This window comes from Ditibartonella choladocola (assembly GCF_002007565.1).
Lineage (GTDB): Bacteria > Pseudomonadota > Alphaproteobacteria > Rhizobiales > Rhizobiaceae > Bartonella > Bartonella choladocola.
The window spans coordinates 926,795-944,605 of sequence record NZ_CP015625.1; the positions used below are offsets into that span (position 1 = coordinate 926,795).

Below are 17,811 nucleotides of genomic sequence, written 5' to 3' on the forward strand. Positions count from 1 at the left end.
TACCGGTATATAATAACGAGCCCGTGGGTTCTCTTTCAGCCACTGTGACATTGAGAGCCGGTTCTAAGCTTGATGAAAAGCTTTCAACATTCGAAGCCAAACCAACCTCGATCATCGCAGACAATGAGGATGCCTCGACATTGACCTTTACGGCCAAGGACAAGTATGGCAACCAGATCGGCGGGCTCACCTCGAACTTGAAATTTGTTAAGGTCAACGGTAAAGACGGTGGCATAACGATTGACGATGTAGTAGAGACCGGAACACCCGGTGTCTATACAGCAACACTCAAAGGCACGATTGCCGGCGATTATAAGATTGTACCGGTATATAATAACGAGCCCGTGGGTTCTCTTTCAGCCACTGTGACATTGAGAGCCGGTTCTAAGCTTGATGAAAAGCTTTCAACATTCGAAGCCAAACCAACCTCGATCATCGCAGACAATGAGGATGCCTCGACATTGACCTTTACGGCCAAGGACAAGTATGGCAACCAGATCGGCGGGCTCACCTCGAACTTGAAATTTGTTAAGGTCAACGGTAAAGACGGTGGCATAACGATTGACGATGTAGTAGAGACCGGAACACCCGGTGTCTATACAGCAACACTGAAAGGCACGATTGCCGGCGATTATAAGATTGTACCGGTATATAATAACGAGCCCGTGGGTTCTCTTTCAGCCACTGTGACATTGAGAGCCGGTTCTAAGCTTGATGAAAAGCTTTCAACATTCGAAGCCAAACCAACCTCGATCATCGCAGACAATGAGGATGCCTCGACATTGACCTTTACGGCCAAGGACAAGTATGGCAACCAGATCGGCGGGCTCACCTCGAACTTGAAATTTGTTAAGGTCAACGGTAAAGACGGTGGCATAACGATTGACGATGTAGTAGAGACCGGAACACCCGGTGTCTATACAGCAACACTCAAAGGCACGATTGCCGGCGATTATAAGATTGTACCGCAATATAACAACGTGGCCGTGGGTTCTCTTTCAGCCACTGTGACATTGAGAGCCGGTTCTAAGCTTGATGAAAAGCTTTCAACATTCGAAGCCAAACCAACCTCGATCATCGCAGACAATGAGGATGCCTCGACATTGACCTTTACGGCCAAGGACAAGTATGGCAACCAGATCGGCGGGCTCACCTCGAACTTGAAATTTGTTAAGGTCAACGGTAAAGACGGTGGCATAACGATTGACGATGTAGTAGAGACCGGAACACCCGGTGTCTATACAGCAACACTCAAAGGCACGATTGCCGGCGATTATAAGATTGTACCGCAATATAACAACGTGGCCGTGGGTTCTCTTTCAGCCACTGTGACATTGAGAGCCGGTTCTAAGCTTGATGAAAAGCTTTCAACATTCGAAGCCAAACCAACCTCGATCATCGCAGACAATGAGGATGCCTCGACATTGACCTTTACGGCCAAGGACAAGTATGGCAACCAGATCGGCGGGCTCACCTCGAACTTGAAATTTGTTAAGGTCAACGGTAAAGACGGTGGCATAACGATTGACGATGTAGTAGAGACCGGAACACCCGGTGTCTATACAGCAACACTGAAAGGCACGATTGCCGGCGATTATAAGATTGTACCGGTATATAATAACGAGCCCGTGGGTTCTCTTTCAGCCACTGTGACATTGAGAGCCGGTTCTAAGCTTGATGAAAAGCTTTCAACATTCGAAGCCAAACCAACCTCGATCATCGCAGACAATGAGGATGCCTCGACATTGACCTTTACGGCCAAGGACAAGTATGGCAACCAGATCGGCGGGCTCACCTCGAACTTGAAATTTGTTAAGGTCAACGGTAAAGACGGTGGCATAACGATTGACGATGTAGTAGAGACCGGAACACCCGGTGTCTATACAGCAACACTCAAAGGCACGATTGCCGGCGATTATAAGATTGTACCGGTATATAATAACGAGCCCGTGGGTTCTCTTTCAGCCACTGTGACATTGAGAGCCGGTTCTAAGCTTGATGAAAAGCTTTCAACATTCGAAGCCAAACCAACCTCGATCATCGCAGACAATGAGGATGCCTCGACATTGACCTTTACGGCCAAGGACAAGTATGGCAACCAGATCGGCGGGCTCACCTCGAACTTGAAATTTGTTAAGGTCAACGGTAAAGACGGTGGCATAACGATTGACGATGTAGTAGAGACCGGAACACCCGGTGTCTATACAGCAACACTGAAAGGCACGATTGCCGGCGATTATAAGATTGTACCGGTATATAATAACGAGCCCGTGGGTTCTCTTTCAGCCACTGTGACATTGAGAGCCGGTTCTAAGCTTGATGAAAAGCTTTCAACATTCGAAGCCAAACCAACCTCGATCATCGCAGACAATGAGGATGCCTCGACATTGACCTTTACGGCCAAGGACAAGTATGGCAACCAGATCGGCGGGCTCACCTCGAACTTGAAATTTGTTAAGGTCAACGGTAAAGACGGTGGCATAACGATTGACGATGTAGTAGAGACCGGAACACCCGGTGTCTATACAGCAACACTGAAAGGCACGATTGCCGGCGATTATAAGATTGTACCGGTATATAATAACGAGCCCGTGGGTTCTCTTTCAGCCACTGTGACATTGAGAGCCGGTTCTAAGCTTGATGAAAAGCTTTCAACATTCGAAGCCAAACCAACCTCGATCATCGCAGACAATGAGGATGCCTCGACATTGACCTTTACGGCCAAGGACAAGTATGGCAACCAGATCGGCGGGCTCACCTCGAACTTGAAATTTGTTAAGGTCAACGGTAAAGACGGTGGCATAACGATTGACGATGTAGTAGAGACCGGAACAGGTGTCTATACAGCAAAGCTCACAGGCACGATTGCCGGCGATTATAAGATTGTACCGCAATATAACAACGTGGCCGTGGGTTCTCTTTCAGCCACTGTGACATTGAAAGCCGGTTCTAAGCTTGATGAAAAGCTTTCAACATTCACAGCCGAACCACCCTCGATCATCGCAGACAATGAGGATGCCTCGACATTGACCTTTACGGCCAAGGACAAGTATGGCAACCAGATCGGCGGGCTCACCTCGAACTTGAAATTTGTTATGGACAACGGTAAAGACGGTGGCATAACGATTGCCGAGATAAAAGAGACCGAAACAGGTGTCTATACAGCAAAGCTCACAGGCACGATTGCCGGCGATTATAAGATTGTACCGCAATATAACAACGTGGCCGTGGGTTCTCTTTCAGCCACTGTGACATTGAAAGCCGGTTCTAAGCTTGATGAAAAGCTTTCAACATTCACAGCCGAACCACCCTCGATCATCGCAGACAATGAGGATGCCTCGACATTGACCTTTACGGCCAAGGACAAGTATGGCAACCAGATCGGCGGGCTCACCTCGAACTTGAAATTTGTTATGGACAACGGTAAAGACGGTGGCATAACGATTGCCGAGATAAAAGAGACCGAAACAGGTGTCTATACAGCAAAGCTCACAGGCACGATTGCCGGCGATTATAAGATTGTACCGCAATATAACAACGTGGCCGTGGGTTCTCTTTCAGCCACTGTGACATTGAAAGCCGGTTCTAAGCTTGATGAAAAGCTTTCAACATTCACAGCCGAACCACCCTCGATCATCGCAGACAATGAGGATGCCTCGACATTGACCTTTACGGCCAAGGACAAGTATGGCAACCAGATCGGCGGGCTCACCTCGAACTTGAAATTTGTTATGGACAACGGTAAAGACGGTGGCATAACGATTGCCGAGATAAAAGAGACCGAAACAGGTGTCTATACAGCAAAGCTCACAGGCACGATTGCCGGCGATTATAAGATTGTACCGCAATATAACAACGTGGCCGTGGGTTCTCTTTCAGCCACTGTGACATTGAAAGCCGGTTCTAAGCTTGATGAAAAGCTTTCAACATTCACAGCCGAACCACCCTCGATCATCGCAGACAATGAGGATGCCTCGACATTGACCTTTACGGCCAAGGACAAGTATGGCAACCAGATCGGCGGGCTCACCTCGAACTTGAAATTTGTTATGGACAACGGTAAAGACGGTGGCATAACGATTGCCGAGATAAAAGAGACCGAAACAGGTGTCTATACAGCAAAGCTCACAGGCACGATTGCCGGCGATTATAAGATTGTACCGCAATATAACAACGAGCCCGTGGGTTCTCTTTCAGCCGATGTGGAATTGACAGCCGGTGATCCTGCTGAAAAGGGTGACAATGATGAAAAGCGTTCAACATTCACAGCCTTCCCACCCTCGATCGCCGCAGACAATACCGCCACCTCGCTATTGACCTTTATGGCCCAGGACAAGTATGGCAATGCGGTAATTGGGAAAGCCAAGGACCTGAAATTTGTTATGAAAAGCGGTCCTAATAGCGGGGACATAACGATTGACGATGTAGTAGAGACCGCAACAGCCGGTACCTATACAGCAAAGCTCAAAGGCACGGTTGTCGGCGTTTATACGATTGTACCGCAATATAACAACAAGGCCGTGGGTTCTCTTTCAGCCGATGTGGAATTGAAAATCGGTGATCCCGTTGACAAGGATGACGACGGTAAGCCGCGTTCAACATTCACAGCTGTTCCGGCCTCGATCGTCGCAGACAATAACGCCACCTCGCTATTGACCTTTATGGCTCAGGACAAGACTGGCCACGTTGTCGGTGGGATCGCCAAGGACTTGAAATTTGTTATGAAAAGCGGTCCTAATAGCAAGGGCATAACGATTGACGATGTAGTAGAGACCGCAACAGCCGGTACCTATACAGCAAACCTCAAAGGCACGATTACCGGCGTTTATACGATTGTACCGCAATATAACAACGTGGCCGTGGGTTCTCTTTCAGCCACTGTGACATTGAAAGCCGGTGATCCTGTTGAAAAGGATGAAAATAATGAACTGCGTTCAACATTCACAGCCTCCCGTCTTTCGATCGTCGCAGACGATGAGGAAACCTCGACATTGACCTTTACGGCCAAGGACAAGTATGGCAATCTGGTAGGTAACATCGCCGATAACTTGAAATTTGTTATGAAAAACGGTCCTAATAGCGGGGGCATAACGATTGACAAGGTACAAGAGACCGGAACAGCCGGTGTCTATACAGCAACACTCAAAGGCACGATTACCGGCGATTATACGATTGTACCGTTATATAACAACGTGGCCGTGGGTTCTCTTTCAGCCACTGTGACATTGGACGCCATTGAATTGGTTCTTTCCTGGAATAATGGTATCACATCGGTCTCGGTGGATGATACGCAACTGCCAACATTCTTGGTTGTTGTGCGTGACAAGAGCACCCTCAGACTCATTCCAAACAAAACTGTCACATTCACCTTAAGTTCAAATGGAGGTGGCAAACCGTCAATCTATCCGGCCACAGTAAAAAGCGGTGCCGATGGCCAAATAACACAAGCACCGGCCGTGTCTGATAATACGGCTGAAACTGTGACTGTTACAGGACAGATATCAGGAACAACTGTTACTACCGACTTAAATATTACGTTTACTGCGGGAGCGATCGACTTCGCTACAACTACGATTTCTGCTGATCCTGCTACGATTGTTGCAGATGGTAAAACCACCTCAACGATCCATTATAAGCCAAAGGATGGTTACGGGAACCCTATTACCAGCATCGATGCGAGCACAATCACAAGTGAAATCATTGGGATAACCGATAGTGGCATAACCATGGGGGGCTGGTCGTTTGTTGATGTTCATTATCAAGCGGTTTTGACATCTGGAACCAAAATCGGCGCTATCAAGGTGATACCGGTGATTAATGGAGAGGATGGCATTTCCCGCTCGACCGGTAATATACTCACCCTTATTCCAGGGCTTCTAGACGCTAGCCAAAGTGAGATCAAAGCGATTCCAAGCGAGATTGTAGCAAATGGAAAGTCAACAAGTCGTATCGAGTTTATCCCACGCGATGCAGCGGGCAACTTCATTTCGACGTTGAAAACTGAAACCATTGGTCAGGTGATTACCCCTCAAGATACCAACGGACCAAGAGACACGTCTATGTCAGCCTGGTCGTATGATAAAGGTGCGGGTGTCTATGTCAGCACGTTGACATCAGGTACAACGATAGGTGCTATCAACATCATGCCTACTGTTAATGGTTTAGATGCCGCTACAATAGGTGTAACGGATACATTGAAGCTTATTGAGATTCCTGGCCAGAACGTCAATATCGATATTGCTCATACCGATAACGCGATAGCCGATGGTGTTGCGACCAATGTTGTTACCATCACTTTAACCGATGACAACGGCGCAGCATTGGGTAATAGGCAAATCACTGTTACACCTTCCAATAGTGAGCTTTCGATTGATGGTGCAAAGGGCAGCACAGACCGTAGGACAGATGAAGATGGCAAGGTCATTCTTCAAATGTCATCAACCTATGCATCATGGCTTGGCAGCAATGGATTTACGGTCACTTTAGAAGGCTTCAGTGCCCAAGGGGAGACAAATTTCAGCCTCTATGTCGACAAAGATGCGTCGTTGGTCAGTCTGGATAAAGCCATACTTTACAATAATGGCACAGACAAGTTGACCGCAACCTATAAGCCTGTTGACAAAGAAGGACGTGCTATTCCTGCGGAGCTGCTCCCTGTAACGTTCTCGACAACAGACCTCGGATCAACACAGGTCATCACGCAAAATGGCCTCGTGGCAACTGTAAGCTCGAAAAGCAGCCCGTCTACCTATAAGCTTTCTGTCACGATGACCAATTATTCTCAAGGTTGGCAGCCTAAGCCTGTCAATTATAAACTCCAACCGTTATCAGGTGTTTTGCTGGCAACTCTGGAAATCTCGCCGAAACTATGTGGTACTACAACAAGCCAGATTGCGAATGGAATGCCATTCACTTACTGCACACCAACGGATGGCGTTGACTACTATCATTCAGGTCTTGGGTTCGTTATTGAACTGAAACAAGCAAGCCCATTATGGGATAAGCAGTTAACGCTACACTCATCAACGGTTGATGGCGCTATTTACGTTTCCACTAAAGATGGAACAAAGACGCAAAACTGTTCGGTTCCGGTATCGGTTCTTCAGTCGTGGATGAATGATTACGGGGATCGTAACAACAACCTTTATCTATCATTCACAGACAAAACCGCTTTCGATACCATCAGCTCGCCCGGTTATCGCAAGCCAAACGGTGGCGGCGGTATAGGCGCATGTGATTACTATGACGGTCGTCAACACCTTGCTTTGAAACCTGATCTGCAAGGAAGTGGTAGCGTTGAGTTTGAAGCCTATACGACGAACCCGAAATCCAGCACTTTTTTCAGTGTTCCATTGACAGGTAGTCGTATGGATGCCGGCAAGCTGACGTCAATTACGGTCAATATCTATGCTAATTAAGGGTTAAAAAAGTGAACCAACAGATATTTAGGCGAATAACCAAATTCGGGAATGTGCATTTCAGGACTTTCGATTTACTCGCTACAGGATTGTATAAATGTTTAACTCTTCGATCAGGAAAGCCACCTGTGCAAATGGGGTGTCTGTTTGCACTCTTATTGCGTCACTGTTTTACAGCAGTACATCTTTAGCAGAAACGTTAGTTTTTGACGGAAACAACACTTCTATTATGCAAATCGATCCAACAGGTAACCGCAGCACTTATAAAAGTCTTTATTCGAGCAATATTTATAGTGACAATGTTGTTTTATCGGTTGTCGAGGGGCGAAGTTCAAGCAGAGCGGGTTCTCTTCTGACACGTAGTGCTTCTGAAATTACGAGCACAACCGACGAACAGGGCGTTGCTATCATACGTCTGACCAGCACGAAAACCGGGTCTGATGGTCTATGACGAGTTGGATATGGGTGCCATTATGCCTGAAAAATTCAAACAGGCTTTTTCTTTTTTTCTGAATGTTTTGCCGATTATGAAAAACGGAGTTATCGCTGTTAAGGACGACCAACTAACATTTGACAGGGTAACTCTTTACAGGCTCAAAAACTCCCGGAATAGAGATGAAAGCATAGCAATTCCGACAGATTTTACGATTGACGAGACATGCGTCTGGGACAAGCCGAATGGCGGCTATTGGCAAAATCCGTGCTTGAACTAGGCAACTATTCTTTTTGAGCATGACATATTACATCCGAAGATTATTGCTTATATGAGAATTATATTTGGAAATGAGTTTCCACTCATTATCAAGAACTCGTTCAAGCGGGTTTTTATTATTTTTTGCGCCGACAAAATAACGGAATTTCTTTCTTGGAAACGTAAATAGGTTTAATTAAACTCATTCCGAGAATAGATGAATAAACTTTGATGATTCGACAATATTAGTAGTGGTATATAACTTAAGAAAAACTCAAAGTGAAGTTATCTTATGAATATAAATGAGTATTGCATTATTAATATAATTTGTTTACCTATGGATAACCAATTTTAAATGTGATAGATATAAAGTATTGATTCGATGTTTAAGTCGAATTGAGTATAAGTAAAGTCAGTTCTAAACATTTAGTTAGAGTCACGGTAAAAATAAGACAGGTATCGGTGGGGCCGTTAGCGTGAAAAATAGCGTCATACACTTTCAAACATTCAAAATGTGAAGACAAGCCGGTTCGGCAGGTCATCGCGATGTTCGCAAACCTTATTATTAGTGCCGCGCGTCAAGGACAAAAATAGCATACGACAAAAAAATAAAGTTTAATATAAAGTATTGGAGGGTGTACGCTTCGTCATAAAATCAGAGAAAAAATAAAAATATCAATTATGTAGTCTTCAAGTAAATAAGTATATAATAGATAATAGAATACATGATTGATTATTATCAATTGTAAACAAGATTGAAATTAAAATATGCATAAGTTAACAGAAAAATATTTAAAAATTTTATTAAAAATATTAATAATGTTATAAAAATACAACAAAAAATAAAATTAAGAAAAATAAATTATATTATATTATTTTTGTTTGTTAATTAAATTATAGATAATTAAAAAGATAAATTAAAAACATAACAAGTTATATTATTATTATGAAATTTAATAAGTTATTTATAAAAAATATTCATAAAAATACATTATTTTGGTAAAAAATTTCAAAATAAAGCGATTTAAAAAATTTTTTTATGATAAAAAGAAGTAGAAATATGTAATTAAATATCTTAAACATCACATATGATTCGATTGTATAGGTATTAAAAAGAATCGATCAGAAAAACATAAGTATTACGATAAAAAATCGAAGCTATGAGAAAAGTGTAATTATCGGGGTAGATCATGAATATGAGGGGTGGTTTTTTAGGTCGTTTTACAAACAAAACGATTTCGTGGCTTACGATATTTTTTTATGTTTGTTCGACGTTTCTCCTTTCGATAGCACAGGCGGATGCAGCACAGAGAAACCGTGATCGTCAATATGAGGGGGCTTATGGTAGCAACTCTTATCAGGGTGGTGGTTATCAGGGTGTCGATTATCAATCGCGAGGTTTGAATCCCGATAGTTATGGTAGCTCATCGTTAAATGATACCTATTCGACGCCGGTGATGACACGCGCCTATGTGCTGGTGTCGGGCGATACGCTTGATAGTGTTGCCAAACGCTATAATTTGAGTGTTGAAGGGTTGCGCCGTCTCAATCTGGATCGGTTTTTCAAGAACGGTTTTGACAAGGTAACGGTGGGGGATACGGTTTATGTTCCGCTGTCACCGGTTTCTGATGACACGGCGCATTATCTCGAAATGGGATCCTCGCAGGATAGTGCAATCAGTTCGCTGGCAACAAGGGCAGGGCATTTTCTTTCCAATGGAAGTCATAGCAGTGAACTGGAAAATATGGCCAAAGGATATTTTTCGGGTAAGGCCAATGGCGAGATCAATCGCTGGTTCAACCAGTTCGGCACGTCCCGTATCCAGTTGAATGTTGATGATGGCTTTTCATTAAAAAATTCGCAATTCGAGATGTTGTTGCCTGTTTATGACAAAGGCAACAGTCTTGCGTTTACACAAACCTCCATTCATCGCACGGATGATCGCACCCAGAGCAATCTGGGTTTTGGCTATCGTTATTTCACACAGGATTATATGTTGGGCGGCAATGCGTTTTGGGATTATGACATTTCCCGTTCGCATTCGCGTATGGGAATTGGTGTCGAATATTGGCGCGATTATCTCAAATTGGGCATGAATGCCTATTACCGGTTATCGGATTGGCGAACCTCTCCCGATGTGGATGATTATTATGAACGTCCGGCCAATGGCTGGGATATTCGTGCGGAAGGTTATCTGCCATCCTATCCGAAGCTTGGAATGAAGCTGAACTTCGAGCAATATTATGGCAACGAGGTCGGGCTTTTTGGAAAGAGCGAACGGCAGAAGAACCCTTATGCGGTTACGTTCGGAGCCAATTATACACCGGTACCGCTTGTGACATTCAATGTAGACCACCGGCAAGGTGCGAGTGGCAAGGATGATACCCGTTTAGGCTTTCAGGTCAATTATCGTTTTGGTGTTCCGCTGTCGAAGCAGCTTGATCCTGATGCGGTCGGGGATATGCGCACACTTGCGGGAAGCAGATATGATCTGGTTGACCGTAATAACAATATGGTACTCGAATATAAGAAGAAGGAAGTCATCAAGCTTTATATGGTTGGCGGCATTACAGGCTTTTATAACGAGACTTATTCGCTTGGCATATCGGTTAAATCCAAGCATGATGTTGCAAGCGTCAGTGTGATGGCAGCAAGCCTGATCGCAGCAGGCGGCAAGATTGTTCAGGGAAGTGGTGTCAGCGATTATTCGGTTGTTCTTCCCCGTTACCAGCAAAATGGTGATAACCGCTATACGGTTGAAGCAGTCGCGAAAGATGTCAAGGGCAACAGCTCGAAGACGGCGACAACGATAGTCACGGTCAATCCCCCGAAAATAGATGGAACCGGCAGCACATTCACACCGTCGGAAACAACATTGCCAGCCGACAATGTGTCGAATGTTGTGCTGACTTTGTCGCTGAAGACAACGCAGGGAACGCCTTACGATGCCGATGTCAAGGATATAGCGCTCACGGTAACAGGGAAAAAGACAGCCAGGGTTGATCCATCCTTCAAGCGGGTTGGTGAAGGCATTTATGAAATCACAGTAACGGCGGGCAAGGATGATGAAACATTAATTCTGACACCGTCAGTTGAAGGACAGAATATTGCGTCGGCCAAGGTTATTGTTGTCGCCAAAGCAGCGGCTCATGTCACCAATGTTTCAATTGTCGGTAACGAAACAGGCAAAGTGGCAAACGGAACCAATTATTTTGATTTCAAGGCAACGGCACAGGATGATGAGGGGAAAGCGGTTGCCGATGCAACGATCATCTGGTCGCAAGATAAGGGAGACAATGTTGTCTTATCCGTTGTCGAGGGGCGAAGTTCAAGCAGAGCGGGTTCTCTTCTGACACGCAGTGCTTCTGAAATTACGAGCACAACCGACGAACAGGGCGTTGCTATCATACGTCTGACCAGCACGAAAAAAGCGGTCAGCAATATTAAAGTGAGTGCCCATGTCCAGAATAGTGACAATATTGTTTCAGCCAATCCTGTAAGCTTTGTTGCCGGAGATATGCCGAAGGACGGGGAAGGCAATTCAACCTTCGAGGCGCAGCCTGCATCGATAGCGGCAGATGATGTTGCAACATCAACATTGAAATTTACGGCGAGAGACGAAAACGGCAATATTATCACCGGTCTTGGTGGAAAACTGAGATTTTCTTTAACGGACAAAAACGGCTCCAGACCGCAAGAGGAAAAGGTCAGACTATCGACCGTTCAGGAGACACCGGCCCAAAGCGGCATTTATGTAGCTACATTGCAAGGCACGCTTGCGGGAATTTATACGATAAAACCGGAGGTTTCTTCTGTTGCTGTCGGAGCTCTCAAAGCACAGGTAACTTTGAAAGCTGCATTGGTTGATGCAAACAGTTCGGAGTTCTGGGTATCATCGAAAACGATAAAGGCAAACGATGCTGAAGCCTCTATAGTGACGTTTAAACCGAAGGATGCCAATGGCGACATTATCACCGAGCTTGGTAACAAGTTGAAATTTGTTGTAACGGACAAAGATAACAAGGAGATAGATACAACTGGTCGTGCCGTTAATCTGTCGGAAATTCAAGAGTCACCGGATGGCACTTATACAGCCACATTAAAAGGCACGCTTGCCGGAATTTATAAAATTACACCGAAGGTTTCTTCTGCTGCTGTTGGAACTCTTGAAGCGGAAGTGACATTGACAGTCGGTGATGTCGATGGGGGAAAAGGCAATTCGGAATTTAGCGCAGATCAGGCATCCTTTAACGCAGGTGATAGCAAAGGATCAACACTCACCTTCAAAGCGAAGGATGCTTATGGCAATCTTGTTGCAGGATTAGGCAATGACCTTGCTTTTGACATTGTTGACGGGGGTGGTAACAAGCCGGATACGAACAAGGTTGTTCTGTCGAACATTCAAGAGACACCGGCTCAAAGCGGCATTTATGTAGCCACATTGCAAGGCACGCTTGCCGGAACTTATAAAATTACACCGAAGGTTTCTTCTGTTGCTGTTGGAACTCTTGAAGCCACTGTGACGATAAAGGGCGGTAAAGTCGATGGGGGAAAAGGAAATTCCACCTTTATCGCATCTTCGACATCATTTAACGCAGGTGATAGCAAAGGATCAACACTCACCTTTACAGCGAAGGATGCTTATGGCAATCTTGTTGCAGGATTAGGCAATGACCTTACCTTTGACATTGTTGACGGGGGCGGTAACAAGCCGGATACGAACAAGGTTGTTCTGTCGAACATTCAAGAGACACCGGCTCAAAGCGGCATTTATGTAGCCACATTGAAAGGCACGCTTGTCGGAACTTATAAAATTACACCGAAGGTTTCTTCTGTTGCTGTTGGAACACTTGAAGCCACTGTGACAATAAAGGGCGGTGATGTCGATGGGGGAAAAGGAAATTCCACCTTTATCGCATCTACGACATCCTTTAACGCAGGTGATAGCAAAGGATCAACACTCACCTTTACAGCGAAGGACACCAATAAAAATGCCATCACAGGATTAGGTAACAAACTTACCTTTGACATTGTTGACGGGGGCGGTAACAAGCCGGATACGAACAAGGTTGTTCTGTCGAACATTCAAGAGACACCGGCTCAAAGCGGCATTTATGTAGCCACATTGCAAGGCACGCTTGTCGGAACTTATAAAATTACACCGAAGGTTTCTTCTGTTGCTGTTGGAACACTTGAAGCCACTGTGACGATAAAGGCCGGTAAAGTCGATGGGGGAAAAGGAAATTCCACCTTTATCGCATCTTCGACATCCTTTAACGCAGGTGATAGCAAAGGATCAACACTCACCTTTACAGCGAAGGATGCTTATGGCAATCTTGTTGCAGGATTAGGCAATGACCTTGCTTTTGACATTGTTGACGGGGGCGGTAACAAGCCGGATGAGAGCAAGGTTATTCTGTCGAACATTCAAGAGACACCGGCTCAAAGCGGCATTTATGTAGCCACATTGAAAGGCACGCTTGTCGGAACTTATAAAATTACACCGAAGGTTTCTTCTGTTGCTGTTGGAACTCTTGAAGCCACTGTGACAATAAAGGGCGGTGATGTTGATGGGGGAAAAGGAAATTCCACCTTTATCGCATCTTCGACATCCTTTAAAGCAGGTGATAGCCAAGGATCAACACTCACCTTTACAGCGAAGGATGCTTATGGCAATCTTGTTGCAGGATTAGGCAATGACCTTACCTTTGACATTGTTGACGGGGGCGGTAATAAGCCGGATGAGAGCAAGGTTGTTCTGTCGAATATTCAAGAGACACCAGCTCAAAGCGGCATTTATGTAGCCACATTGAAAGGCACGCTTGCCGGAACTTATAAAATTACACCGAAGGTTTCTTCTGTTGCCGTTGGAACTCTTGAAGCACAAGTGACACTGACAGCCGGTGATGTCGATGGAGGAGAAGGCAATTCCAGCTTTGGCGCAGATAAGGCATCCATTTCAGCAGATGGAACTGAACAATCAATACTCACCTTTACAGCGAAGGACGCTTATGGCAATGTTGTTGCAGGATTAGGCAACAAACTTGCTTTTGACGTTGTTGACGAAAGCAACAAGAGACCGGATACGAACAAGGTTATTCTGTCGAACATTCAAGAGACACCGGCTCAAAGCGGCATTTATGTAGCCACATTGAAAGGCACGCTTGTCGGAACTTATAAGTTAAAGCCGCTTGTTTCGGGAGCTGCTGTTGGAACTCTTGAAGCACAAGTGGCAATAAAGGGCCATGATATCGATACCGGACGATCCACATTTGAAGTAGAGCCGAAATCCATTCCAGCAGATGGAACCATATCATCAACACTCACCTTTACGGCCATAGATGTTTCTGGCAACCCTATGAGCGGGCTTGCTACAACCGGTTCTGGTGACAAGGTTAGTTTTGTCGTCACAGACAAAAACGGAACAACGGTGTCTACAACTGGCAGTCCTGTTTCTCTCACTTCGCCCCAAGAGACAGCCCACGGTAGCGGCATTTATACTGCTACATTGAAAGGTGCAAAGGTCGGGGAATATACGATCAAACCGAACATTTCCAATAAACCTGTCGGAGAACTTAAAGCTAACGTGACGGTGACAGCCGGTGCGGCGAATGCAGCTACATCCACCTTTACGGTAACCCAGTCAAGCTTTAACGCAGGTGATAGCAAAGGATCAAAACTCACCTTCAAGCCAATGGACGTGAATAGCAATCCCATCAAGGGGCTAAGTGGCAGCGATGTCGGTTTTACCATCGAAGATAGTAGCGAGAATATAGTGGTTCCCGATGGCACTGCCCTCAATCTGACAGCAATCAAAGAGACGTCGCCTGGAACCTATGAAGCCACCTTCACGGGCACGAAAGCGGATACTTATTCTTTTACATCGACGGTTTCAGGTGTTGCAGTTCTTACCCAAGAGGTAACAATAAACCCCGGTGCAATAAATGAAGGTACATCGGAGTTAAAACTAGAGCCAGAAACAAATGTAGTAGCTACTGAATCATTCGCCATTTTTACGGCCAGAGATATTTACAACAACCTTGTGACTGGGAAGAAGAGCGACATTAATTTTGTCATCACGAAAAGTGTAGCTGCAGTTTCATGGACCCGTTCAGGAATAATGGAATTATTTGACGGACAATATTCTATGAGTATAACTTCTAACGATCCGGTAACTTTTACAATTACACCGAAGGTTTCCGGTGTCGTTTATAACAGTTTAACCAAATCCTTAACTGTAACACCGAAGTAACTTGACGAAAAAAATCCAGTTTAACAGTTGATAATAACAAGCCTTAACTTGATGATATCGTAACGCTCATCTTTAAATCTAGTGATAGCTTTGGAAATAACTCTGTTTATGATCCTCAAAATTGAGGTTGCAAGCATACACCTCATTTGAATTTCTGGATGCAACAAAAAGTGAAAATGAAGAAGGAACCTATCTACTGAGATTTAAAGTTCTAAGGAGGGGATCTGCGGTCTTATCTCCCACTTATGACGGGAAAGTAATTAAAGATGATTTTTACGTTATCCTGTTCGTTAATTCAAAACCGGTAAAAGAAAATACCAAGTTTTATGTGGTAAAGGATAGTTATGCTGAAACTAATTCTGTACATTTAAACATAGGTTTGCGAGATAAAATGCTGATGACGTTATAAATATCACAGATGATATAAAAGATTTTCGAAATAACCAAATGCAAAGTGTACTCACAATTCCGGGGTCGGATTATGTAAGATACTATTGCAATAACTCCACCTATTTAAGAAAAATAGATGGCCACACTTACATACAAGTTCCTTATGAAGCAATAAAAGTCGGCACGAATTTAACGTTCACATTAAAATATCCGGAATGGCAGGACGCATTGTCGAGTAATGCATTTTCTATAACGCCAGGCTATGTATTACCCGAATACTTGAAAATCGAATTGAATAAAAAAGAATATAAAGTGGGAGACGATATCATTGTCACAATTCATATCGTTGACAAATTTGGTAATCTCTCAACAGACTTTCATCCAGACAACACCTTCTACATTAATGCACCAAATGCCACACCAACATTGCGGGGGTATATAGGTTATGGTGTGCAGTTTAAAGATTGGATAAAAATAGATGACTATACCTATCAGGTGACCTATAAAGCGACCAAAGTAGGCACCGATCTACAAATATACGCATTGTGGGCTGATTATTCGACCATGCGTAATCACAGGGTGTATAAAGTCGGTGATAAATTCAGTATTGTAGACAATTAGAATGTAAGAATATTCTGATAATTAAATGGTTTTACAAAGCTGTGGCTGCTTTAGTGTTGAAAAAAATATGAAAGTTAAATTTATTGATAATCAGCGCAAAGGTTTTTAGTTATCTAACTCAAAACCTTTTCCAATCGTAATGTAGCAAATACCATTGTCGGCATTTAATTGTGTGATATTGTGGTGTTCATTGTGATATTGCAGGGTTCATCATAAATGCGCAAATAGAAAAGTGGTTTATCTATGCAGGAGTGTGATTGCGCTTAAGAGAATTTAAAGAATAAACCATCGGCTTTATCAAAATGTTGCCTGAATGAACCGCAGCGCGGGCGATAGGCATTTTATCACCAGACCGGCTTGGTAAAGTACAGTGGGGTGAAGGAAATAACGCCAAACAAAATTAAGCAGAGAAAACACAACCAAATTCACTTAAGCAACGCAACACGCAGCCAAGTAGATTTAAGCAAGGTAGAACGCAGCCCAGTAGATTTAAGTAAGGCAAAGCCCTGCAAAACAGTTGGTTCGGTCTATGTAAAGCGGTGTTAAGCCAAGTTTGTGGGTAAGGTGTATTTCATATTCGGTTGAAATAGCTTTATTTCTTTGCTACTACGATAGGCGCTACCGGCTTTTTTGTTTATAGTTTTAAACATACTGTGTTTTTTAAAACGACCGTGCGGAAAATATCAATTTAGGACGGATGGGCTTATCCAATCTGATCGATGTTGGTAATGGTTTGTAACTTCTGAAAAAAACTTCAAACGATGTTATCTTACGATTATAAAAAAGTATCAGATTACAAATATAATTTTTTTATAGATGAATATCCTGTTTTAAATGTGATAAATATAAAATATCAATTCCATATTTAAGTGGAAATGAGTTTAAATAGAATGAGTTCTAAACATTCATTTACAATTACGGTGAAAATAAGTCAGGTTCTGGTGGTGTCGTTTACCTGAAAAATAGCGTCATACACTTTCAAACATTCAAAAATGTGAAGACAAGCTGGTTCGTCAGGTCATCGCGATGTTCACAAACCTTATTAATGTTGCCGCGCGTCACAAAAATAGCATATGACAAAAAGTTAACAAAAAGTATTTTTCTGTATTCTCTTCATCATAAAAACATGTAAAAAATATAAAAATCCGTTCGTTAACACGATAGTAAATAAGTATAGAATAGACAATTGAATAGGTAATTGATTATTATCAATTTAAAAAAAATATGTATCGGAACAAGCGCAATATAACGTAAAAACATTTAAAAACTGTATTAATAATATTATAACAATAAAATAAAAAATAAAAATAAGACAATTAGATAATATTATATTATTTTGCTTGTCGATTAAATTATAAATAATTTAAAAAAATTAATTAAAAACATAAACAGTTATATTATAAATATGAAATTTAATTAATTATAGATAAAAAATATT

Annotated in this window: 5 protein-coding genes; all 5 read left to right on the forward strand. The window is 43.4% G+C overall.

The genetic code is table 11. The features are described 5' to 3' along the window. The first annotated feature begins 23 nt into the window (after nt 1–23). The 5 genes from BBC0122_RS04135 (at nt 24) to BBC0122_RS04160 (ending at nt 16,373) form a co-directional block, all read left to right on the forward strand. Nucleotides 24–7,418, forward strand: a complete 7,395-nt coding sequence (locus tag BBC0122_RS04135) for an invasin domain 3-containing protein (protein WP_077991626.1) — start codon at nt 24–26, stop codon at nt 7,416–7,418. A gap of 229 nt (nt 7,419–7,647) precedes the next feature. Then, nucleotides 7,648–7,869, forward strand: a complete 222-nt coding sequence (locus tag BBC0122_RS04140) for a hypothetical protein (RefSeq protein WP_077991629.1) — start codon at nt 7,648–7,650, stop codon at nt 7,867–7,869. Then, nucleotides 7,859–8,131, forward strand: a complete 273-nt coding sequence (locus tag BBC0122_RS04145) for a hypothetical protein (protein WP_077991630.1) — start codon at nt 7,859–7,861, stop codon at nt 8,129–8,131. Before BBC0122_RS04140 ends, BBC0122_RS04145 begins: the two co-directional genes overlap by 11 nt. A 1,168-nt stretch (nt 8,132–9,299) precedes the next feature. Further along, entirely contained in the window at nt 9,300–15,362 is a 6,063-nt protein-coding gene (locus BBC0122_RS04150; RefSeq protein ID WP_077991632.1) for an invasin domain 3-containing protein, read from the forward strand. A 447-nt stretch (nt 15,363–15,809) separates the two neighbouring features. Continuing rightward, nucleotides 15,810–16,373 (forward strand): hypothetical protein, encoded by a 564-nt coding sequence (locus BBC0122_RS04160; protein ID WP_077991634.1) that lies wholly within the window; start codon nt 15,810–15,812, stop codon nt 16,371–16,373. Nucleotides 16,374–17,811: the final 1,438 nt, after the last annotated feature.